This window comes from Arthrobacter sp. zg-Y1143, assembly GCF_030125565.1.
Taxonomy (GTDB): Bacteria; Actinomycetota; Actinomycetes; order Actinomycetales; family Micrococcaceae; genus Arthrobacter_B.
Genome location: NZ_JASKLW010000013.1, coordinates 1 through 20781, shown reverse-complemented (window position 1 = coordinate 20781; position 20781 = coordinate 1). Strand labels below are relative to the sequence as shown.

The 20781-nt window shown below is 67.2% G+C and carries 17 protein-coding genes; 15 read left to right on the top strand and 2 right to left on the bottom strand.

The annotated features are described in order from the left end of the window. Positions 1 to 65 precede the first annotated feature (65 nt). Both pheS and pheT read left to right on the top strand, forming a co-directional pair. On the top strand, positions 66 to 1163 hold the full coding sequence (pheS, locus tag QNN98_RS14410) for a phenylalanine--tRNA ligase subunit alpha (protein ID WP_283998046.1): 1098 nt from the start codon (positions 66 to 68) through the stop codon (positions 1161 to 1163). Beyond that, a complete protein-coding gene (pheT, locus tag QNN98_RS14405; RefSeq protein ID WP_283998044.1) occupies positions 1164 to 3701 on the top strand; it encodes a phenylalanine--tRNA ligase subunit beta in 2538 nt (845 codons plus the stop codon). A 63-nt stretch (positions 3702 to 3764) separates the two neighbouring features. On the opposite strand, the gene QNN98_RS14400 is transcribed toward pheT, so the two are convergent. Then, complete coding sequence (locus tag QNN98_RS14400; RefSeq protein ID WP_283998042.1) at positions 3765 to 4727, bottom strand: quinone oxidoreductase family protein; 963 nt, start codon at positions 4725 to 4727, stop codon at positions 3765 to 3767. A gap of 107 nt (positions 4728 to 4834) precedes the next feature. Between QNN98_RS14400 and argC the strand changes: the two genes are divergently transcribed. From argC to QNN98_RS14350, 10 genes are all read left to right on the top strand, one after another. Further along, complete coding sequence (gene argC / locus QNN98_RS14395) at positions 4835 to 5866, top strand: N-acetyl-gamma-glutamyl-phosphate reductase (RefSeq protein ID WP_283998041.1); 1032 nt, start codon at positions 4835 to 4837, stop codon at positions 5864 to 5866. After that, positions 5866 to 7071, top strand: a complete 1206-nt coding sequence (argJ, locus tag QNN98_RS14390; protein ID WP_283998040.1) for a bifunctional glutamate N-acetyltransferase/amino-acid acetyltransferase ArgJ — start codon at positions 5866 to 5868, stop codon at positions 7069 to 7071. Before argC ends, argJ begins: the two co-directional genes overlap by 1 nt. Positions 7072 to 7084: 13 nt before the next feature. Beyond that, complete coding sequence (gene argB / locus QNN98_RS14385; protein ID WP_227914046.1) at positions 7085 to 8008, top strand: acetylglutamate kinase; 924 nt, start codon at positions 7085 to 7087, stop codon at positions 8006 to 8008. Next, complete coding sequence (locus tag QNN98_RS14380; protein ID WP_283998037.1) at positions 8005 to 9234, top strand: acetylornithine transaminase; 1230 nt, start codon at positions 8005 to 8007, stop codon at positions 9232 to 9234. Before argB ends, QNN98_RS14380 begins: the two co-directional genes overlap by 4 nt. Beyond that, positions 9231 to 10196 carry an ornithine carbamoyltransferase gene (gene argF / locus QNN98_RS14375; RefSeq protein WP_227914048.1) on the top strand — a complete coding sequence of 322 codons (966 nt, stop codon included), beginning with the start codon at positions 9231 to 9233 and terminating at the stop codon, positions 10194 to 10196. The genes QNN98_RS14380 and argF overlap by 4 nt, the downstream gene beginning before the upstream one ends. Next, positions 10193 to 10729, top strand: coding sequence for an arginine repressor (locus QNN98_RS14370; RefSeq protein ID WP_227914049.1), 537 nt, complete (start codon positions 10193 to 10195; stop codon positions 10727 to 10729). The genes argF and QNN98_RS14370 overlap by 4 nt, the downstream gene beginning before the upstream one ends. Before the next feature lie 81 nt (positions 10730 to 10810). Next, positions 10811 to 12019 carry an argininosuccinate synthase gene (locus QNN98_RS14365; RefSeq protein WP_227914050.1) on the top strand — a complete coding sequence of 403 codons (1209 nt, stop codon included), beginning with the start codon at positions 10811 to 10813 and terminating at the stop codon, positions 12017 to 12019. Between the two features lie 4 nt (positions 12020 to 12023). After that, positions 12024 to 13481, top strand: coding sequence for an argininosuccinate lyase (gene argH, locus QNN98_RS14360; RefSeq protein ID WP_227927253.1), 1458 nt, complete (start codon positions 12024 to 12026; stop codon positions 13479 to 13481). Positions 13482 to 13504: 23 nt separating this feature from the next. Continuing rightward, on the top strand, positions 13505 to 14023 hold the full coding sequence (locus QNN98_RS14355; protein ID WP_227914052.1) for a pyridoxine/pyridoxamine 5'-phosphate oxidase: 519 nt from the start codon (positions 13505 to 13507) through the stop codon (positions 14021 to 14023). Positions 14024 to 14058: 35 nt separating this feature from the next. Then, positions 14059 to 14718: a DNA-3-methyladenine glycosylase gene (locus QNN98_RS14350; protein WP_283998032.1), complete on the top strand. Its 660-nt coding sequence runs from the start codon at positions 14059 to 14061 to the stop codon at positions 14716 to 14718. A gap of 71 nt (positions 14719 to 14789) precedes the next feature. On the opposite strand, the gene QNN98_RS14345 is transcribed toward QNN98_RS14350, so the two are convergent. After that, positions 14790 to 15782, bottom strand: a complete 993-nt coding sequence (locus QNN98_RS14345; protein WP_227914054.1) for an aldo/keto reductase — start codon at positions 15780 to 15782, stop codon at positions 14790 to 14792. A gap of 181 nt (positions 15783 to 15963) precedes the next feature. Between QNN98_RS14345 and QNN98_RS14340 the strand changes: the two genes are divergently transcribed. The 3 genes from QNN98_RS14340 to tyrS all read left to right on the top strand — a co-directional run bounded on the left by QNN98_RS14340 (position 15964) and on the right by tyrS (position 20261). After that, positions 15964 to 16518, top strand: a complete 555-nt coding sequence (locus QNN98_RS14340) for an adenine phosphoribosyltransferase (RefSeq protein ID WP_227914055.1) — start codon at positions 15964 to 15966, stop codon at positions 16516 to 16518. Positions 16519 to 16657: 139 nt separating this feature from the next. Further along, positions 16658 to 18925 (top strand): HelD family protein, encoded by a 2268-nt coding sequence (locus QNN98_RS14335; RefSeq protein WP_283998029.1) that lies wholly within the window; start codon positions 16658 to 16660, stop codon positions 18923 to 18925. 13 nt (positions 18926 to 18938) lie between these two features. Then, positions 18939 to 20261 carry a tyrosine--tRNA ligase gene (gene tyrS / locus QNN98_RS14330; protein WP_283998027.1) on the top strand — a complete coding sequence of 441 codons (1323 nt, stop codon included), beginning with the start codon at positions 18939 to 18941 and terminating at the stop codon, positions 20259 to 20261. Positions 20262 to 20781: the final 520 nt, after the last annotated feature.

Below are 20781 nucleotides of genomic sequence, written 5' to 3'. Positions count from 1 at the left end.
CGTCTACTAGACTTGCCATGATAAGCCAGAACCCAACTAGGGCCGGAAACAGGTAAGAACCGTACATGTCTAACTCCACACCGGGGACTGGTTCCCCAGACACCTCCCCTGAGGGCGCCCTGCCCGAGCCGCCGAATCCGCTGGATGAAGCCGCAATTGCTGCTGCCGTCGAGCAGGCGCTCGCCGCCATTGCCGCTGCCGCGGACCTCGACGGCCTGAAGGAAGTCCGTATTGCCGTCACCGGCGAAAAGTCTCCGCTCAGCCTCGCCAACCGGACCATCGGCAAGCTGCCCAAGGACCAGAAGGCGGCAGCCGGAAAGCTGGTAGGCCCGGCACGCGGCCGGATCAATGCGGCGCTCGCCGCCCGGTCCGTTGAACTCGAAGCCGAGCGTGATGCGCGGATCCTCGTGGAAGAGGCCGTTGACGTCACGGCCGCCCCGCGCCGCCGCCGCATCGGCGGCCGCCACCCCATCTCCACGCTGCAGGACCGTGTGGCGGATGTGTTTGTGGGGATGGGCTGGGAGATCGCCGAAGGCCCCGAGGTGGAATCCGAGTGGTTCAACTTCGATGCCCTGAACTTCAAGCCGGACCACCCCGCACGCGAAATGCAGGACACCTTCTTCGTTGAGCCGCCGGAAGCCCACCTGGTGATGCGCACGCACACCTCGCCGGTCCAGGTCCGGTCCATGCTGGAACGCGACCTGCCGATCTACGTGCTGTGCCCGGGCAAGGTGTTCCGCACCGACGAGCTCGATGCCACGCACACCCCGGTCTTCCACCAGTTCGAGGGCCTGGCCATCGACAAGGGGCTGACCATGGCGGATCTGGTGGGCACCCTGGAGCACTTCACCCGTGTGCTGTTCGGCGACGAGGCGAAGGTTCGATTGCGGCCGAACTACTTCCCCTTCACCGAGCCCAGCGCCGAGCTGGACATCTGGCACCCCGGTGCCAAGGGCGGCCCGCGCTGGATCGAGTGGGGCGGCTGCGGCATGGTCAACCCCAACGTGCTCCGCGCCGCCGGGATCGATCCCGAGGTCTACTCAGGTTTTGCCTTCGGCATGGGCATTGACCGTGCCCTCATGTTCCGCAACGAAGTTTCGGACATGCACGAAATGATCGAAGGCGACGTACGTTTCAGCGAACACTTCGGGATGGAGATCTAAGTGAGAATCCCACTTTCCTGGCTGCGCGAGTATGCCCAGGTTCCGGCGGACGCAACCGCCGAAGACATCATGGAAGACCTTGTGAAGGTTGGCCTGGAGGAAGAGGACGTCCACCGTCCCGCCGACGAGCTGCAGGGTCCCATTGTGGTGGGCCAGGTGCTCAGTATGGAGCCCGAGCCCCAGAGCAACGGCAAGACCATTAACTGGTGCTCGGTCCGCGTGGTCCCCGAAGGCGCCGAACAGAGCCTGACCGGCAAGGGCATTGAGCCTACCGGTGTACAGGGCATCGTTTGCGGCGCGCACAACTTCAAGGTGGGGGACAAGGTTGTAGTCACCCTGCCCGGCGCCGTGCTGCCCGGAGACTTCAGGATCAGCCCGCGCAAGACCTACGGCCACGTTTCCGCCGGCATGATCGCCTCCGTGCGTGAACTGGGTATTGGTGATGACCACGACGGCATCCTGGTTCTTTCCACCCTGGGGCTTGATCCCGAGGTGGGCGCCGACGCCATGGAGCTGCTGGGCCTGTATGACCAGGCCGCGGAAATCAACGTCACCCCGGACCGCGGCTACGTCTTCTCCATCCGCGGCGCCGCACGCGAATACGCGCACGCCACCGGCACCAAGTTCACCGACCCGGCCGCCGCCGTCGCCGTGCCCATCGCCGACGGCATGGGCTACCCCGTCCGCCTGCAGGATGAGGCGCCCATATATGGCAAGCCTGGCTGCGACCGGTTCGTGGCCCGTACTGTGCGCGGTGTGGATCCGTCCCGGCCCACCCCGCCGTGGATGTCCTCCCGCCTGCGCCTGGCCGGCATGCGCTCCATCTCCCTGGTGGTGGACATTTCCAACTACGTGATGCTCGAGCTCGGCCAGCCGCTGCACTTCTACGACCTGGATAAGCTCACCGGCGAAATCGTGGTCCGCCGCGCCGCCGACGGTGAAACCCTGAAGACCCTGGATGAGAAGGAGCGCCGGCTATCTCCGGAGGACCTGCTCATCACCGACGGCTCCGGTGCCATCGGCATTGCAGGTGTGATGGGCGGAGCGACCACGGAGGTGTCCGGCAGCACCCAGAACGTCCTGATCGAGGCTGCGCACTTCGAGGAAGTGAGCATTGCCCGCTCCCGCCGCCGTCATCGGCTGCCCTCCGAAGCGTCCAAGCGCTTCGAACGCGGCGTGGACTGGAACGTGGCCGACGTCGCCGCCCAGCGCGCGGTGGACCTGCTGGTGGAACTGGCAGGGGGCACCGCCGATGAGTCCATTACCGACGTCGGCGCCGCTCCGGCGCCGCGCCGCATCGAGCTGCCGGCGGACTTCCCGTCCCGCTTGATCGGACTGGACTTCACCGAATCCCAGATCACCGGCACGCTGGAAGACCTGGGCGCCTCCGTGGAGAAGACCGACGCCGGTTACCTGGTCACACCGCCGAGCTGGCGCCCCGACCTGGAGACCCGCGAGGACCTGACCGAGGAAATCATCCGGCTGGTCGGTTACGACAAGATTCCTTCCACCCTGCCCGTGGCCCCTCCCGGGCGGGGACTGACCCGGCTGCAGCAGCAGCGCCGCCGGTTGATGCAGTCCCTGGCGGCCGCCGGGCTCACCGAAGTGCTGTCCTACCCGTTCGTCACCGAAGCGGAGAACAACACCTTCGGTACGCCGGAGGGCGGTGTGCAGGCACTGAAGCTGGCCAACCCGCTCAGCGCCGAATACGGCTACCTGCGCACCTCGGTGCTGCCGGGCCTGTTCGAGGTGGCCAAGCGCAACATGTCGCGCGGCTTCCGCGACTTGGCCCTGTTTGAATCCGGCACGGTCTTCCTGCCGGGCGAACACCTGGGCACCAAGAGCATCCCGCCGCTGGGGGCCAAGCCGTCCGAAGAGGTCCTGGACGAGCTGTACGCCGGCATCCCCGACCAGCCGCTGCACGTGGGTGTCCTGCTCGCCGGACACGAGTCCGCCCCGGGCGCCGGCAACACGCCGCGCACCTGGGACTGGGCCGACGCCGTCGACTTCGCCCGGCTGATGGGCGATGTCCTGGGTGTGGAGCTGGTGGTGGAGCAGGGCAGCCACCAGGCCTTCCACCCCGGCCGCACCGCCCGCATTGCGCTGCGCAGCGGTGGAACCGTGGGCTACGCCGGCGAGCTGCACCCGAAGCTGCTCGCAGAGCGGGACATGCCGGCCCGGACGGTTGCTGCTGAGCTGGATGTCGACGCTCTCTTTGATGCCGCGCCGGACGTCATTGTGGCGCGGCCGATCTCCAGCTTCCCCATCTCCACGCAGGACGTGGCGCTGGTGGTGGCTGAGGATGTTCCCGCCGAGCACGTCCGCGAGGCCCTGCGTGAAGGTGCCGGCGAGCTGCTCGAAGACGTGGCGCTGTTCGACGTTTACGCCGGCTCCGGCATCGAGCCCGGGCATAAGTCGCTGGCGTTCGCACTGCGCTTCCGCGCTGCTGACCGGACGCTGACCGCCGATGAGGCCTCGGAGGCACGTGCTGCCGCCGTCGCCCTGGCGGCCGAACGCTTCGGCGCCGTCCAGCGCTAGCCGCAGCCGCACCGCCTAGAAGGGCCCCGCCGGAGCACTCCGGCGGGGCCCTTCGCTGTTTAGCTAGGGCACCAGGATCACCTTTCCGGTGGTCTTCCGGCCCTCCAGATCAGCCTGGGCGCGTGCCGCTTCGGCCAGCGGGTACGTTTGGCCGATCCGTACCTTCAGCGATCCGGCCAGCACCGCCTCGAAAAGCTCCCGCGCCCGCCACTGCCGTTCTTCCTTGGTCAGGAGATAGTGCGCCAGCGTGGGACGGGTCAGGAACAGGGAGCCGGAGGAATTCAGCCGCTGGATGTCGAACGGGGGCACCTGCCCGGACGCACCGCCGAAGAGCACCAGCATGCCGCGGGGGCGCAGGCTGGCCAGGGAGCCGTCGAACGTTGCCGCGCCGACGCCGTCGAACACCACATCCACGCCGGTGCCGCCGGTCAGCGCACGGACCTGGCCGGGGAATCCGTCATAGCGCAGCACATGGTCCGCCCCGGCGCCGCGCGCCAGGGCTTCCTTCTCCTCGGTGGAGACCGTGGTGATCACGGTGGCACCCTTGGCCTTGAGCAGCTGGATCAGCAGCAGGCCCACCCCGCCGGCGCCGGCATGCACCAGTACCGTTTGCCCTACCTGCACGGGAAAGGTGGAGTTGCACAGGTAATGCGCCGTCATGCCCTGCATCATCAGGGCGGCCGCCGTCTCGTCATCCACGCCGGCGGGGACGGGCAGCGCGGCGTCGGCGTCCATCAGGGTGTACTGGGCGTAGGTCCCGCCGCCCTCGGCCGTGGCCACCCGGTCACCTTCCCGGAACCCGGATTCCAGACCTGCGGAAACAACCGTTCCTGCCGCCTCGGCACCCGGTATGAAGGGATATGACATCGGATAGACGCCGCCGCGCTTATAGGTGTCGATGAAGTTCACACCGGCGGCGGCCACCTTCACCAGGACCTCGCGCGGCCCCGGTTCGGGCAGGTCAACGTCCTCATAGCGCAGGATTTCGGGCCCGCCGGCCCGCGGGACAACAATGGCTTTGTGCATGGCAGAACCTCTTTGCTTGGCTCGTACGGGCTGGCTTGATGTGCTTCCTATCATACGGTTTGCATAATTATTGGGAGTCATGCATAAATGTGCTGTAGGGTGATGGCATGACGATTTCCGTAGCAGTATCCGGCGCCAGCGGCTATGCCGGCGGGGAAGTGCTGCGCCTGCTGGCCGGCCACCCGGAGGTAAGCATCGGCGCCATCACCGCGCACAGCAATGCCGGGACCCGGCTGGGCGAGCTCCAGCCGCACCTGCATTCGCTGGCCGACCGTGTACTGGCAGAAACCACCGTGGAGAACCTTGCCGGCCACGACGTCGTGTTCCTGGCCCTGCCGCACGGTGCCAGCGCCGCCATTGCCGCGCAGCTGGATCCGGACACCCTGGTGATCGATGCCGGCGCTGACCACCGGCTGGAGGATCCGCAGGCCTGGGAAAAGTTCTACGGCTCCGCGCATGCCGGCACCTGGCCCTACGGCCTGCCGGAACTGCCCGGGCACCGCGACCGGCTCAAGGGTGCACGCCGGATTGCCGTTCCCGGCTGCTATCCCACCAGTTCACTGCTGGCCCTGGCACCTGGTTTCGCCGCCGGGCTGCTGGAGCCCGACGACGTCGTGATCGTTGCCGCGTCCGGCACCTCAGGCGCCGGCAAAGCCGCCAAACCGCACCTGCTCGGCTCCGAAGTCCTGGGCGGCATGAGCCCGTACGGCGTAGGCGGCGGGCACCGGCACACCCCGGAAATTGAACAGGGCCTTTCCGCAGCCGCAGGTGTTGCCGTGGCAGTGTCCTTTACGCCCACCCTGGCACCGATGGCCCGCGGCATCCTGACCACCGCCACCGCCAAGGTCCGCCCCGGCGTCGACCCGGCAGCGCTGCGCACGGCCTGGGAAGCGGCCTACGCCGGCGAGCAGTTTGTCCGCGTGCTGCCGGAAGGGCAGTGGCCGGCCACCAAAATGGTGGTGGGCTCCAACTACGCCGCGCTGCAGCTGGCCTATGATCCGCACGCCAACCGCGTGGTGGTTAGCTGCGTCATCGACAACCTCACCAAGGGAACTGCCGGCGGTGCCGTGCAGTCCATGAACATAGCCCTCGGCCTGGATGAAGCCGCGGGACTGACGCAGCAGGGGATGGCTCCGTAATGAGTGCCGCAGCAACAGCAACCAGCACCGGCCGGGCCACCGGAGTCACCGCCCCGGCCGGGTTCCGTGCCGCCGGCGTGACCGCCGGCCTGAAGGACTCCGGCGGACGCGACGTCGCCCTGGTGGTCAACGACGGACCGGTGAAGTCCGCCGCGGCAGTGTTCACCCGCAACCGGGTAGCCGCGGCCCCCGTGCTGTGGTCCCGGCAGGCCGTCTCCGACGGACGGGCCGACGCCGTCATCCTGAACTCCGGCGGGGCCAACGCCTGCACCGGCGCCGAGGGGTTCCGGAACACCCACGCCACCGCCGAGAAAACCGCTGAACTGCTCGGGATCAGCGCCTCGGATGTACTGGTCTGCTCCACCGGGCTGATCGGCGTGCAGCTGCCGATGGACCGGCTCCTGCCCGGTGTCCAGGCCGCCGTGACGGAACTGGACGCCGACGGCGGGGCGGACGCCGCGCACGCCATCATGACCACCGACACCGTGGCCAAGCAGGCCGTCTTCACCGGCACGGACAGCTCCGGCCGCGGCTACAGCATTGGCGGAATGGCCAAGGGCGCCGGCATGCTCGCCCCGGGGCTGGCCACCATGCTGGTGGTGCTGACCACCGACGCGGAACTTGCCGCTGAAGAGCTGGACGCCGCGCTCCGTGCCGCCACCGCCGTCACGTTCGACCGCACCGACTCCGACGGCTGCATGTCCACCAATGACACCGTGGTCCTGATGGGCTCCGGCGCATCCGGTGCCGTGCCGGACCGGGAAGCGTTCATGGCCGGACTGGCCGAGGTGTGCCATTCCCTGGCGCAGCAGCTGATCACCGACGCCGAGGGCGCCAGCCACGACATCGCGATCACCACGGTCAACGCGGCCACCGTGGCCGATGCCGAAACGGCCTCCCGCGCCGTCGCCCGCTCCAACCTCTTCAAGACCGCCATCTTCGGCAACGACCCGAACTGGGGACGTGTGCTCTCCGCTGTGGGTACAACCGACGCTGCATTCGAACCGGACCGGATCGATGTAAGCATCAACGGGGTGCAGGTCTGCCGCGACGGCGGGATCGGCGAACCCCGCGAGGGTGTAGACCTGGCGCCGCGTGCCGTGAGCGTGCAGATCGACCTGCACGCCGGCACGGAAAGCGCCACCATCTGGACGAATGACCTGACCACGGACTACGTCCACGAGAATTCGGCCTACAGCAGCTGAGCGGGGGAGAACCATGAGCACACCAGCAGCAGCCGGGGAACGGCTGCAGGCACAGGACAAGGCGGCAACGCTGATCGAGGCACTGCCTTGGATCCAGCGGTTCGCCGGCACCACCATGGTGATCAAATACGGCGGCAACGCCATGGTCAACGAGGAGCTGCGCCGCGCCTTCGCCGAGGACATTGTTTTCCTGCACCATGCCGGTGTGCACCCGGTGGTGGTGCACGGCGGCGGTCCGCAGATCAACGCCTTCCTGGAGCGGCTCGGAATCGAATCGGAGTTCCGCGGCGGCCTGCGCGTGACCACTCCTGAAGCGATGGACGCTGTCCGGATGGTGTTGACCGGCCAGGTGGGGCGGGAACTGGTGGGACTGATCAATTCCCACGGCCCCTACGCCGTTGGGCTGTCCGGGGAAGACGCCGCACTGCTGCAGGCAACACGGACCGGCGTGGTGATTGACGGAGAAGAAGTCGACCTCGGCCTGGTCGGGGAGGTGGTGGGCGTCAACCCGGGGTCCATCCTGGACCTCCTGGCCGCTGGACGCATCCCGGTCATCAGCACCGTGGCTCCCGAGGTCAACGCCGACGGCGAACCCACCGGCCAGGTGCTCAACGTCAACGCCGATACCGCCGCTTCGGCACTGGCCGTTGCCCTGCGGGCCTCCCGCCTGGTGGTGCTCACCGATGTGGAAGGGCTGTACGAGCAGTGGCCGGACAAGTCCTCGCTCATCTCCTCGCTGACCACCGGGGAACTGCGGGCCATGCTGCCGTCGCTCGAATCCGGGATGATCCCCAAGATGCAGGCCTGTCTGGCCGCCGTGGACGGCGGGGTGGAGCGCGCCGCCGTCGTGGACGGGCGGATGGCGCACTCGATGCTGCTGGAAATCTTCACCGAGGCCGGAATCGGCACCCAGGTTGTCCCCGAGGAGGCGAAATGAGCAGCTCCGCAGACTGGCTGCACCGCTACGACACGGCCCTGATGGGTGTCTTCGGTGCCCCGCAGCGCGTCCTGGTGCGCGGCAGCGGCTGCTACGTGGAGGACGCCGATGGAAAGCAGTACCTGGACCTGCTTGCAGGGATAGCGGTCAACGCCCTCGGGCACGCCCATCCGGCCCTGGTTTCGGCCGTCTCCGGGCAGCTGGGAACACTCGGACACGTCTCCAACTTCTTCACCAGCCCGGCCCAGGTGCTCCTGGCCGAGCGCCTGCTGGAACTGGCCGGCGCACCGGAGGGCTCCAAGGCGTTCTTCGTGAACTCCGGCACCGAGGCCAACGAGGCGGCCTTCAAGCTGGCCCGCCGCAACGCGGACCCCGCGGCCGGCCGGACCCGCTTCCTTGCCCTGGAAGGCGCATTCCACGGCAGGACCATGGGGGCACTGGCACTCACCGCCAAGCCGGCCTACCGCGAGCCGTTCGAACCGCTGCCCGGGGGAGTGGAGCACCTTCCCTTCGGTGGCACCGACGCCCTGGTCAACGCGGTGGATTCCACCGTCGCGGCGGTGTTCCTGGAACCCATTCAGGGCGAGGCCGGCGTACGGATGCTCCCCGACGGCTACCTGCAGGCGGCACGTGAGGCCACCCGCGCCGCCGGCGCGCTGCTGATCATCGACGAGGTGCAGACCGGTATCGGCCGGACCGGCAAGTGGTTCGCCTCCGAGGGCGTCCAGCCGGACGCGATGACCCTGGCCAAGGGGCTGGGCGGCGGATTCCCCGTGGGGGCGCTGCTGACCTTCGGTGAACAGGTTTCCGGCCTGCTCAGCCCCGGCATGCACGGGACTACGTTCGGCGGAAACCCCGTAGCAGCCGCAGCTGCGCTGGCCACGCTCTCGGTCCTGGAGTCGGAGGAACTGCTGGCCAACACCGCGGCCACCGGCAAGTACCTGCGCCGGGAACTGGCCGCACTGGACGGTGTGGCTCAGGTGCGCGGCGATGGGTTCCTGATCGGCATCGACCTGGATGCCCCGATTGCTCCGGCTGCAGTTGCAGCGGCACTGGAAGCCGGGTTCATCATTAACAGCACCGGACCGGCAACGCTGCGCCTGGCACCGCCGCTGATCCTCACCGCCGAGCAGGCCGGGACCTTCCTGGCCGCACTGCCCGGCATCCTGCACCGCGCCGCCACCGTCCCCGGCCCGTCCGGCACAACCCCTGAAGGAAAACCATGACCCGTCATTTCCTGGTCGACACCGACCTCACCCAGGCGGAGCAGGCCGAGGTCCTCGATCTGGCTGCCGTCCTGAAAAAGGACCGTTACAAGTACCAGCCGTTCGCCGGCGAGTCCACCGGCCGGAAGACCGTGGCCGTCATCTTCGACAAAACGTCCACCCGCACCCGGGTCTCCTTTGCCGCCGGCATTTCGGACTTGGGCGGCGTACCCCTGATCATCGGCGCGGGGGATTCCCAGCTGGGGCACAAGGAAAGCGTGGCGGACACCACCAAGGTGCTCGACCGCATGGTCTCCACCATCGTCTGGCGCACCTACGCGCAGTCCGGCCTGGAGGAAATGGCCGCGAACTCCGCGGTGCCCGTCATCAACGCGCTTTCCGACGACTACCACCCCTGCCAGCTGCTTGCGGACCTGCTGACCATCCGCGAGCACAAGGGCACCCTCGCCGGACTGACCCTGACCTACCTGGGCGACTGCGCCAACAACATGGCCAACTCCTACCTGCTCGCCGGTGTCACCGCCGGCATGCACGTGCGGGTGGCCGGGCCGCTGGGCTACCTGCCGGATCCCAAGATTGTCGACGCCGCAGCCGCCCGCGCCGAAGAGACCGGCGGATCGGTGATGATCACCACCGACGCCGCCGAAGCGCTGGCGGGAGCCGACGTCGTCGCCACCGACACGTGGGTGTCCATGGGCCAGGAAGCCGAAAAGGCTGCCCGGCAGGAACTGTTCCGCAGCTACGCCGTGGACGGCGAGGCCATGGCACAGGCCGCGGACGACGCCGTCGTCCTGCACTGCCTGCCCGCCTACCGCGGTTACGAGATCTCCGCCGACGTGATTGACGGGCCGCAGTCCCTGGTGTGGGAAGAGGCCGAAAACCGCCTGCACGCGCAGAAGGCCCTGATGGTCTGGTTGATGGCGCGTTCGGGCCTGACCGGAACCCCGGAGGCACGCGCATGACCATGCCAGCCACAAAGACTGCGCGCCAGGCGCGCATCCGCACGCTGCTGACCGGGCTTTCGGTCCGGTCCCAGGCCGAACTCGCCGCGCTGCTTGCCGACGACGGCGTGCAGGTCACGCAGGCGACGCTGTCCCGCGACCTCGTGGAACTGGGCGCCGTGCGCATGCGCGGCAAGGACGGCGCCCTGGTGTACGCCGTCCCGTCCGAGGGCGGGGAGCGGGCCCCGAAGTCCGGGGTCACCCAGGAGGTGCTGGACGCCCGGTTGGCCCGGCTATGCGGGGAACTGCTGGTCACCGCCGAAGCGTCCGCGAACATCGTGGTGCTGCGCACCCCGCCGGGAGCGGCCAACTTCCTGGCCCTGGCGATTGACCACTCCGTGCTTCCGTCGGTCCTGGGCACCATTGCCGGCGACGACACCGTCATGATGGTGACGCGTGACCCCGACGGCGGACCGGATCTGGCGGCCCGCTTCCTGCGGATAGCCGACGAAGCCAGCAACAACGGCTCGGCACCCGAGAGCCGGATCCTGTAGCTGCTTCCCGGCAGCTGCAACCCCATACTTCAACCAACCAGCGGCCCCGCGGGCCGCGAACCAATGCAAGAGGAGCATTTCGTGAGCGAACGTATTGTTCTGGCCTACTCAGGTGGCCTGGATACGTCAGTGGCCATCGGCTGGATTGCCGAGGCAACCGGCGCCGAAGTCATCGCCGTGGCGGTGGACGTGGGACAGGGCGGCGAGTCCCTGGAAACCATCCGCCAGCGCGCCCTGGACTGCGGTGCCGTGGAAGCCTACGTGGCGGACGCCCGCGAAGAGTTCGCCAGCGAATACTGCATGCCGGCACTGAAGGCCAACGCCCTGTACATGGACGCCTACCCGCTGGTCTCCGCGCTGTCCCGCCCGGTGATCGTCAAGCACCTGGTTGCTGCAGCCCGCCAGTTCGGCGCCACCACCGTTTCCCACGGCTGCACCGGCAAGGGCAACGACCAGGTCCGCTTCGAAGTTGGCATCCAGACGCTGGGCCCGGACCTGAAGTGCATCGCCCCGGTCCGTGACCTCGCGCTGACCCGCGACAAGGCCATTGCCTTCGCCGAGGAGAAGAACCTGCCGATCGTCACCACCAAGAAGAACCCGTTCTCCATCGATGCCAACGTCTGGGGGCGCGCCGTGGAGACCGGCTTCCTGGAAGACATCTGGAACGGCCCCACGCCGGACGTCTACGAGTACACCTCGGACCCGGCGTCCGCTCCGGCGCCCGACGAAGTGGTCATCACGTTCAAGGAAGGTGTGCCGGTGGCCATCGACGGCAAGCCCGTCACTCCGTTGCAGGCCATCGAGGAAATGAACCGCCGTGCCGGCGCACAGGGCATCGGCCGGATCGACATCGTCGAGGACCGCCTGGTGGGCATCAAGAGCCGCGAAATCTACGAAGCGCCCGGCGCCATGGCACTGATGGCCGCGCACCGCGAACTGGAAAACGTCACGGTGGAGCGCGAGCAGGCCCGCTTCAAGAAGACGGTTGGCCAGCGCTGGACCGAACTGGTTTACGACGGCCAGTGGTTCTCCCCGCTGAAGCAGTCCCTGGATGCCTTCATCGGCGACACCCAGAAGTACGTTTCCGGCGACATCCGCATGACGCTGGATGCCGGCCGCCCGGTAGTGACCGGCCGGCGTTCGGATTCCTCGCTGTATGACTTCAACCTGGCCACCTACGACACCGGTGACAGCTTCGACCAGTCCATGGCCCGCGGCTTCATTGAGCTGTTCGGCATGTCCTCCAAGGTGGCCTCCGGCCGCGACCAGCGCCTAGCAGAAGGTAAGTAAGAAGATGACAGACGGCAAGTCGCCAGAAGAAGCAACGGGTTCCGGGTCCGCCGGATCAACCGTCCAGGGCGCGCTGTGGGGCGGCCGGTTTGCCGGCGGTCCGGCGGACGCCCTTGCCGCGCTGAGCAAATCCACCCACTTCGACTGGCGGCTTGCCGGCTATGACATCGCCGGTTCCCGTGCCCACGCCCGCGTGCTGCACAAAGCCGGCCTGCTCGACGACGGCGAGCTGGCGGGGATGCTCGCAGCCCTGGACCAGCTCGACGCCGACGTGAAGTCCGGCGCGTATGTCCCGGCCGCGTCCGACGAGGATGTGCACGGATCCCTGGAGCGCGGCCTGATTGAGCGCGCCGGTGCCCAGCTGGGGGGCAAACTGCGGGCCGGACGGTCCCGCAATGACCAGATCGCCACGCTCGGCCGGATGTACCTGCGGGACCACGCACGGATCATCGGCGCCGGGGTGCTGTCCGTGATCGATGCCCTGGTGGGCCAGGCGCAGGCGCACCTCGGGGTGGCCATGCCGGGCCGCACGCATCTGCAGCATGCCCAGCCCATCCTGCTCAGCCACCACCTGCTGGCCCACGCGTGGGCCCTGCTGCGTGATGTGCAGCGGCTGGCGGACTGGGACAAGCGTGCCGCGGTATCTCCCTACGGTTCCGGCGCCCTGGCCGGTTCCTCCCTGGGCCTGGATCCGAACGCCGTCGCCGCGGACCTCGGGTTCGACTCCGCGGTGTGGAACTCCATTGACGGCACCGCCTCGCGCGACGTGTACGCGGAATTTTCCTGGGTGGCGGCTATGATCGGCGTGGATCTGTCCCGGATCAGCGAGGAAGTCATTCTCTGGGCCACGAAGGAATTCTCCTTCGTCACCCTGGATGACGCCTACTCCACCGGCTCGTCCATCATGCCGCAGAAGAAGAACCCGGACGTGGCCGAACTGGCCCGCGGCAAGGCGGGACGCCTGATCGGCGACCTGACCGGGCTCCTAGCCACCCTCAAGGGACTGCCGCTGGCCTACAACCGCGACCTGCAGGAAGACAAGGAACCGGTCTTCGACGCGGCGGACACCCTGGAACTGCTGCTGCCCGCCGTCTCCGGCATGATCGCCACGCTCAAGTTCAACACCGGCCGGATGCAGTCGCTGGCCCCGCAGGGCTTTGCCCTGGCTACGGACATTGCCGAGTGGCTGGTCCGCCAGGGCGTCCCCTTCCGCCAGGCACATGAACTATCCGGTGCGGCCGTGCAGCTGGCCGAGGGACGCGGCGTCGAATTGTGGGACCTGACCGACGAGGATTACGCCGGGATCTCGCCCCACCTGACACCGGAGGTGCGTACCGTGCTCAGCACCGAAGGCTCACTCGACAGCCGCAGCTCCCAGGGCGGCACCGCGCGGTCCGCCGTCGAAGCGCAGCTCGCTGAGCTCCACCGGCAGCTGGAGGCAGTGCGCGGCTACGCCGGCTGACGCTGACAGGCTACGCTCGGCCCATGATCAGCGACTTCCGCGCCCAGCTGCGTGCCCTGCCGGACTTTCCAGACGATATGCCGTCCTTCGATCCGCAGACGGCGCCCGGGGATCCCGCGGAACTTTTCCGGAGCTGGCTGGCCGATGCACTGGCGGCCGGAGTGCGGCAACCGCACGCCTTTTCGCTGGCCACGGCCGACGCTGCCGGGCACCCCTCGGCACGGATGCTGATCCTCAAGGACATTAACGACGACGGCTGGCAGTTCGCCACGGCACGCACCTCGCGCAAGGGCGGGGAACTGGCGGAGAACCCGAACGCCGCCATGAATTTCTACTGGCCCGAACTGGGCCGGCAGGTGCGGGTGGCCGGCGGCGTAGTGCTGCTCTCCGCGCAGGCCTCGGCTGCCGACTGGCAGGCGCGGCCGGCGGCGGACGGCAGCCCGAATCCGAACTGGCAGCTGTACGCGTTGCAGCCGCGGGAAATCGAGTTCTGGCAGGCCCGCGCCGACCGGCACCATATCCGGCACCGCTTGGCCCGCTGATCTTGCTGCCGTGCCGATCTTGCTAACGTCGGAGTATGGCTTATGCGAGTGAAAGAGAACGGCTGGCCGTGCCGGCCACCGAAGCGGCACGCCACCTGCTGGGGGCGGTGCTGACCCACGACGTCGACGGAGAGCGCGTGAGCGTGCGCATTACCGAGGTTGAGGCCTACATGGGCGACGTGGACCCCGGCTCGCACGCCTTCCGTGGACAGACCGCACGGAACGCCACCATGTTCGGGCCGGCCGGGCACCTGTACGTCTACCTCACCTACGGCATGCATTACTGCGCCAACGTGGTCTGCGGCACCGAAGGCTTCGCGACCGGGCTGCTGCTGCGTGCCGGTGAGGTGGTCGAGGGGGCCGAGGCGGCGGCGCTGCGGCGCGGGAACCCGCGCACGCACCTGGATCTGGCGCGCGGCCCGGCCCGGCTCGCCCAGGCCCTGGGGATAGCACGGCCACTGGACGGTGCAGATGTCTTCGCCGATCCGCTGCGGCTCACGCTGCCCGACGAACCCGTGCCCGACGAGCTGGTATCCACCGGTCCGCGGGTCGGCGTCAGCGGCCCCGGGGGGACAGACGAGTATCCCTGGCGGTACTGGCTGACCGGGGATCCAACTGTCTCGAAGTACCGTCCGGCAGTGCCCCGGCGCCGGCCGGCAGCAGCTGCGCCGGCCGGGAATCCGCAAAACGCATAACGGCGTCCGGGATGGAATCATCCCGGACGCCGTTCGGCGGTGCTGCCCCTTAGGGGGTTAGCTGCTTCCCGCTACGAGCGGGGCAGGGGAGCGTGAGCGGAAATGAGCTTCTGCTCGAGCAGCTCGTCCCAGAACGCACCCGGGATGTCAGCCTTCATCGCGGCGATATCCTCCCAGACCCGTTCGGGCCGGCTGGAACCCGGGATGACCGCAGTTACGGCGGGGTGGGCGGTGGAGAACTGCAGGGCAGCAGCCTTCAGGCTCACGTCGTGCCGCCGGGCGATCTCAGTCATCGCGGCGATCTTCTGCTTGATTACCGGGGGGATGTCTCCGTAGTCGAAGTGGTCGCCGCCCAGCAGGGCACCGGAGTTGAAGGGGCCGCCGACGACGATGCCCACGCCCTTTTCCTGCGCAGTGGGCATCATGCGCTGCAGGGCACGGTCGTGCTGCAGCAGCGTGTACTGGGTGGCGGAGAGGCTCATCGTCGGTGCGGCCTCGTCCATGTCCATGGCCAGCTCGATGGGCTCGGTGGTGTTTACACCCAGGCCCCAGCCGTTGATGACGCCCTCATCCTGCAGCCGGGCGAGGACGCGGAAAGCGCCGGTTCGAGCCTCGTTGAACTTGGCCACCCACTCATCACCGAGGAAGTCCCGGGAGGTGTCGTGGATGAACACGAAGTCCAGCCGGTCGGTCTTCAGCCGTGCAAGGCTTTCCTCGATGGAGCGCAGCGTGGCATCGGCGGTGTAGTCCGTGGCGATCTTGTTCGAGCGTCCGTGGTTGAAGAGGCCGTCGCTCTTTTCCTCTTCTTCATCCAGGATCAGCCGTCCCACTTTGGTGCTCAGCACATACTCATCGCGGTTGTGCTGGGAGATGACCTCACCCAGCCGGGATTCTGCGAGGCCGGCGCCGTAGAACGGGGCGGTGTCGAAGTAACGGATGCCTGCGTTCCAAGCGGCCTCAACCGTGGCCAACGCTTCGTCCTGGGGAATGTCCCGGAACATGTTTCCCAGCGGGGCTGTGCCGAATCCGATCTTGTTCTTGAGCACTTCGTGCAGGTTAGACATATGTTCCAATCCTTGACTTCTTATCGAAAATCCGGGGCCCGGTGAGGGGCCCCTTATCTGTCGGCAACTGTCTTTAGGCACCCTTTATTCCGGCAACCTGCCCGGATATCCCCGCGAGACAAGTGCCACAGCGTGCCGGTCCGGTCAGGGGACGCCGGGCCTGAGCGGGTAAGGTGGACGCGTGAAAGATGCCCCGGCAGAACCGGTAAACAACGAGTCCATTGCACAAACCATCGAACGCCTGGGCGCTGTCATTCCCGATTACCCCAAGCCCGGCGTCGTGTTCCGCGACCTCACCCCGGTGTTTGCCGACGGTCCGGCGCTGCGCGGCGTGGTGGACGCACTGATCGCCCCGTTCGAGGGCCAGTTCGATTTCGTGGCAGGCGTTGAAGCGCGCGGCTTCCTCCTGGCCGCAGCTGCCGCCTATGCCTCGGGCAAGGGCGTCATCACCGTCCGCAAGCCCGGGAAGCTGCCCCGCGAGGTCTTCTCTGAGAGCTACTCGATGGAGTACGGCGAGAGCACCCTGGAACTGCACCGCGACGATATGCCCGCCGGCTCCCGCGTCCTCATCCTCGATGACGTGCTGGCCACCGGCGGAACCCTGGGGGCCGCGGCCCGCCTGATCCGCAAGGCCGGCGCGCAAGTGGCCGGGTTCGGCGTCGTGCTGGAACTGGGCGAGCTGGGCGGCCGCGAACGCCTAGGTGACACCCCCGTCACCGCGCTCGTCCGCTACTAACCGCGCCCGGCGCGGCCGCCGGCACGACACGCGTGGGAGCAGGCAGCAGCTGAGAGAGAAACCGCATACATTAGTGACCTGCAAAAGTCCAAATGCACTGTAAGATTGACGCTCTGCCTTTGCGAGAGGGAACGCGAACATGTCTGAAACACCTTCAGCTTCAAACGAGCTGGAACACGAGCGTCAGTACGTGGCCGGTCTATACCATCGGCTGGACGAACTGCGCGCCGAAAAGATGGAGCAGCTCGCCGCGATCCGGCGCAGCCACTCCGCGGGTTCCCACCAGAACCGGTCCGAGCGGGACGCCTTCGCCACTATGTACGAGGACCGCCTGGCGCAACTGAACGCCGTCGATGAACGGCTGGTGTTCGGGCGCCTGGACCTCGACGACGGCGAGAAGCGCTACATTGGCCGCATCGGTCTGTCCACGGAGGACCTGCAGCGGCTGATGGTGGACTGGCGTGCCCCCGAGGCAGGCACCTTCTACCAGGCCACCGCATTTGAACGCCAGGGCGTCCGGCGGCGCCGGCACCTGATCCTGAAGGGCCGCGATGTGCAGGCCATCGAGGACGACGTGCTGGATTACTCCATGCTGGAAGACGAGCAGGCGCTGCAGGGCGAAGGCGCGCTGCTGGCGGCACTGAACTCCAAGCGGACCGGCCAAATGTCCGACATCGTCGGCACCATCCAGGCCGAGCAGGACCGCATCATCCGTGCACCCCTGGCCGGGACGCTGGTGGTGCAGGGCGGGCCGGGCACCGGCAAGACCGCCGTCGCGCTGCACCGTGCGGCGTACCTGCTGTACACGCACCGCGAACGGCTGAAGTCCGCCGGCGTGCTGCTGGTCGGCCCCTCCAACGCCTTCATCCGCTACATCGAGCGGGTCCTGCCTTCGCTGGGCGAGACCGGCGTGGTGATGTCCAGCCTGGGCCAGCTGATGCCCGGCATCAGCGCCGCCCATGAGGAAGACGCCGCTGCCGCGGAGGTCAAGGGCCGGCTGTATATGGCCGACGTCGTGGCCCGCGCGGTGGCCAACCGTCAGCGCCTGCCCGCGGGTCCGCGGAAACTCAATGTCGAAGGCACCATCCTTACGCTGACGCCCAGGCAGGTCCAGCGTGCCCGGGACAAGGCCCGTGCCACCGGCAAGCCGCACAACGAGGCGCGCGTAACGTTCGTGAAGATCCTGCTGCGTGAGCTCACGGAGCAGCTGACCGAACAGCTCGAAGAGTCCGCAGGAGCGGGCAACAGCACCGACCGGGCGTACCTGGCCGAAGACGTGCGCAGCGCCCGCGACGTACGCGTGGCGCTGAACCTGTGCTGGATGCCCATGACGCCGGAGAAGCTGATTTCGGACCTGTTCAGCAAGCCCGGCCAGCTCGAAGCCGCCGCACCGGACCTTAGCGACGCTGAGCTGGACCTGCTGCGCCGCAGTGCGGATGCACCGTGGACGGAGTCCGACGTACCGCTGCTGGATGAGGCCGCCGAACTGCTGGGCGAGCTGGACGCATCTGCCGGACGGGAGAACGCCGCGCGGGAAGAACAGCGCAAGCGGGACCTCGCCAACGCCGAAAGCGCCATCGCGAATACCGAGGGGTTCCTCGAGGACTCCGGTGCCCATGGCATCCTGTCCGCCGAGGACCTCGCCGACCACAACGCGGTGGGGGAGCAGCGGCTCACCGCCGCCGACCGTGCCGCCGTCGACCGCACCTGGGCCTTCGGGCACATAGTGGTGGACGAGGCGCAGGAACTGTCCGCCATGCAGTGGCGCCTGCTGATGCGCCGGTGCCCGCTGAAGTCCTTCACCGTCGTGGGCGACATCGCCCAGACCAGCTCCGCTGCGGGCGCCACCTCCTGGCAGGGAGCGCTGGCTCCCTTTGTAGGGGAGCGGTGGACGCTGGAAGAGCTGACGGTCAACTACCGCACCCCGGCGCAGATTGCCGAGGCTGCCGTGCGCATGGCCAACGCCGCCGGACTGGTGGTGTCCGCGCCCAAGGCCGTCCGTGAGGGACGCTGGGCGCCGTTCATTGATGAGGTGCCCCACGGAGGGCTCATCGAGCGCCTGCTCGAAACCCTCCCATCAGACCTCGAAGCGCTCGACGGCGGATTGCTGGCAATCATTGCCGAGGATCACCGGCTCGCGGAGGTACGGCGTGCGGTGACTGAAGCCTACGGTCCGCGCGTGGGTTCCGGTGCCGGTGGCCTGGAGCAGGACATCGTGGTGACGTCGCCCCGGGAGGCCAAGGGCCTGGAGTTCGACGGCGTCGTGATCCTCGAGCCGTCGGAACTGCTGACGGCTGCCGCCGGCAAGGTCGGAGACCTCTACGTGGCCATGACCCGGCCCACCCAGCGGCTGCGCCTGATCGCCGCCAACGGTATCCCCGCAGGCATTCCCGAAGAAGAATCCTGATAATTTAGAAAGCGTGTCAGAAAACGTGAACTCCCGGGGCCTTGTAGCCCAGCAGAACGATCCGTCCTTTGCCAACATCTGGCAGGAGCTCAAGTGGCGGGGCCTGGTCCAGGTCTCCACCGATGAGGCGGAGCTGGAAAAGCTCCTCGCCGGGGGACCCGTCACGTATTACTGCGGGTTTGACCCGACGGCGCCGAGCCTGCACCTGGGCAATCTGGTGCAACTGCTGACCATGCGCCGTCTGCAGTTGGCCGGACACCGGCCGCTGGCGCTGGTGGGCGGATCCACCGGGCTGGTGGGGGATCCCCGGCCGACGGCCGAGCGCACCATGAACACCAAGGAAACGGTCAGCGAGTGGGTGGGCTACCTGCAGGGCCAGGTCCAGCGCTTCCTGAGCTTCGAGGGTGACAATGCCGCCCGCATGGTGAACAACTTGGACTGGACGGCGCCAATGAGCGCCATCGACTTCCTGCGTGACATCGGAAAGCACTTCCGTGTGGGCACCATGATCAAAAAGGAAATCGTCTCCTCCCGCCTGAACTCCGATGAAGGCATCAGCTACGCCGAGTTCAGCTACCAGGTGCTGCAGGGGATGGACTACCTGGAGCTGTTCCGCAACTACAACTGTGTGCTGGAAACCGGCGGCTCGGATCAGTGGGGCAACCTCACCAGCGGAACCGAACTGGTCCGCAAGGTTGAGGGTAAGACTGTCCACGCACTGGGCACCCCGCTGGTCACCAACAGCGACGGCACCAAGTTCGGCAAGAGCGAGGGCAATGCCGTGTGGCTCGACGGGGAAATGACCAGCCCGTACGCCATGTACCAGTTCTGGCTCAATACCTCGGACAAGGACGTGGTGGACCGTCTGAAGGTCTTCACCTTCATGAGCCGGTCCCGGATCGAGGAGCTGGAACGCTCGGTCGCCGAAGCGCCGCATAAGCGCGAAGCGCAGCGTGCCCTGGCGTTCGACGTGACTTCGCTGATCCACGGAGCGGAGGCAACCGAAAAGGTTATTGCCGCTTCCGCCGCGCTCTTCGGCCAGGGCGAAGTAAAAGACCTGGACGAGGCAACCCTCAAGGCTGCCACGGCTGAACTGCCGGCCGTGACGGTATCCGCGGACGGGCTGGGGATCATCGACCTGCTGGTCGCCTCCGGCCTCTCGGGCAGCAAGTCCGAAGCCCGCCGGACCGTTTCCGAAGGCGGTGCCTATGTCAACAACGTCAAGGTGGCCGATGCGGACACCGTGGTGGACCCGGCTGAGCTGCTGCACGGCAAGTACCTGCTGCTGCGGCGCGGCAAGCGGAACCTTGCAACGGTTGAAGTGACCGCCGTATAGTTTTATTGCCTCCTTCGGGAGGCGAAGATCTTCCGCTTCGCGTCCCCGGCAGCTGCCGGGGGAGCGTGCGGCAGGTCACCTCGGAACGGTTTGCAAGGACCGGGCCGGGTGTGCAAAGATAGACGAGTCGCCGCGGCCGGGACGCTGAAATAAGCGCCCGAAGCATGGCGGCCAAACCCACCAAAAAACAGAGTTCCTCTGGTGCGCCCTTCACGGGGCCGGCAGGAAAGACTCCGGCTTTTTGCTGGGCCGGAACGGCGGTAGACACGCCTTCCCGGGGCTTCCGATAAGGATAACCGGGAATTGCGGAAAACGCCGGAATGGAATAAGATGGAAAACCTTGCAGCGAAGAAGAAAAGGAAAACATTGTTTTCCTGAGTATTTTCGGATTGCGTCTGTTGTTTGAGAACTCAATAGTGTGCCAAGTTTATTGATACCAATTTATTTTAATTGGTTGAATCGACTGTTCCGCCCACCCCGTGGGCTGGAATGGTTTTTTTAGCTGGTTTCGAATTTAGTG

What these genes read in the sequence shown, in the direction of transcription:
- pheS (WP_283998046.1), top strand. Translation starts at nt 66, where the DNA reads ATGTCTAACTCCACACCGGGGACTGGTTCCCCAGACACCTCCCCTGAG.
- QNN98_RS14370 (WP_227914049.1), top strand. Translation starts at nt 10,193, where the DNA reads ATGACCATGCCAGCCACAAAGACTGCGCGCCAGGCGCGCATCCGCACG.
- argJ (WP_283998040.1), top strand. Translation starts at nt 5,866, where the DNA reads ATGAGTGCCGCAGCAACAGCAACCAGCACCGGCCGGGCCACCGGAGTC.
- QNN98_RS14345 (WP_227914054.1), bottom strand. Translation starts at nt 15,782, where the DNA reads ATGTCTAACCTGCACGAAGTGCTCAAGAACAAGATCGGATTCGGCACA.
- argC (WP_283998041.1), top strand. Translation starts at nt 4,835, where the DNA reads ATGACGATTTCCGTAGCAGTATCCGGCGCCAGCGGCTATGCCGGCGGG.
- QNN98_RS14380 (WP_283998037.1), top strand. Translation starts at nt 8,005, where the DNA reads ATGAGCAGCTCCGCAGACTGGCTGCACCGCTACGACACGGCCCTGATG.
- QNN98_RS14355 (WP_227914052.1), top strand. Translation starts at nt 13,505, where the DNA reads ATGATCAGCGACTTCCGCGCCCAGCTGCGTGCCCTGCCGGACTTTCCA.
- QNN98_RS14350 (WP_283998032.1), top strand. Translation starts at nt 14,059, where the DNA reads ATGGCTTATGCGAGTGAAAGAGAACGGCTGGCCGTGCCGGCCACCGAA.
- QNN98_RS14335 (WP_283998029.1), top strand. Translation starts at nt 16,658, where the DNA reads ATGTCTGAAACACCTTCAGCTTCAAACGAGCTGGAACACGAGCGTCAG.
- argH (WP_227927253.1), top strand. Translation starts at nt 12,024, where the DNA reads ATGACAGACGGCAAGTCGCCAGAAGAAGCAACGGGTTCCGGGTCCGCC.
- QNN98_RS14400 (WP_283998042.1), bottom strand. Translation starts at nt 4,727, where the DNA reads ATGCACAAAGCCATTGTTGTCCCGCGGGCCGGCGGGCCCGAAATCCTG.
- argF (WP_227914048.1), top strand. Translation starts at nt 9,231, where the DNA reads ATGACCCGTCATTTCCTGGTCGACACCGACCTCACCCAGGCGGAGCAG.
- argB (WP_227914046.1), top strand. Translation starts at nt 7,085, where the DNA reads ATGAGCACACCAGCAGCAGCCGGGGAACGGCTGCAGGCACAGGACAAG.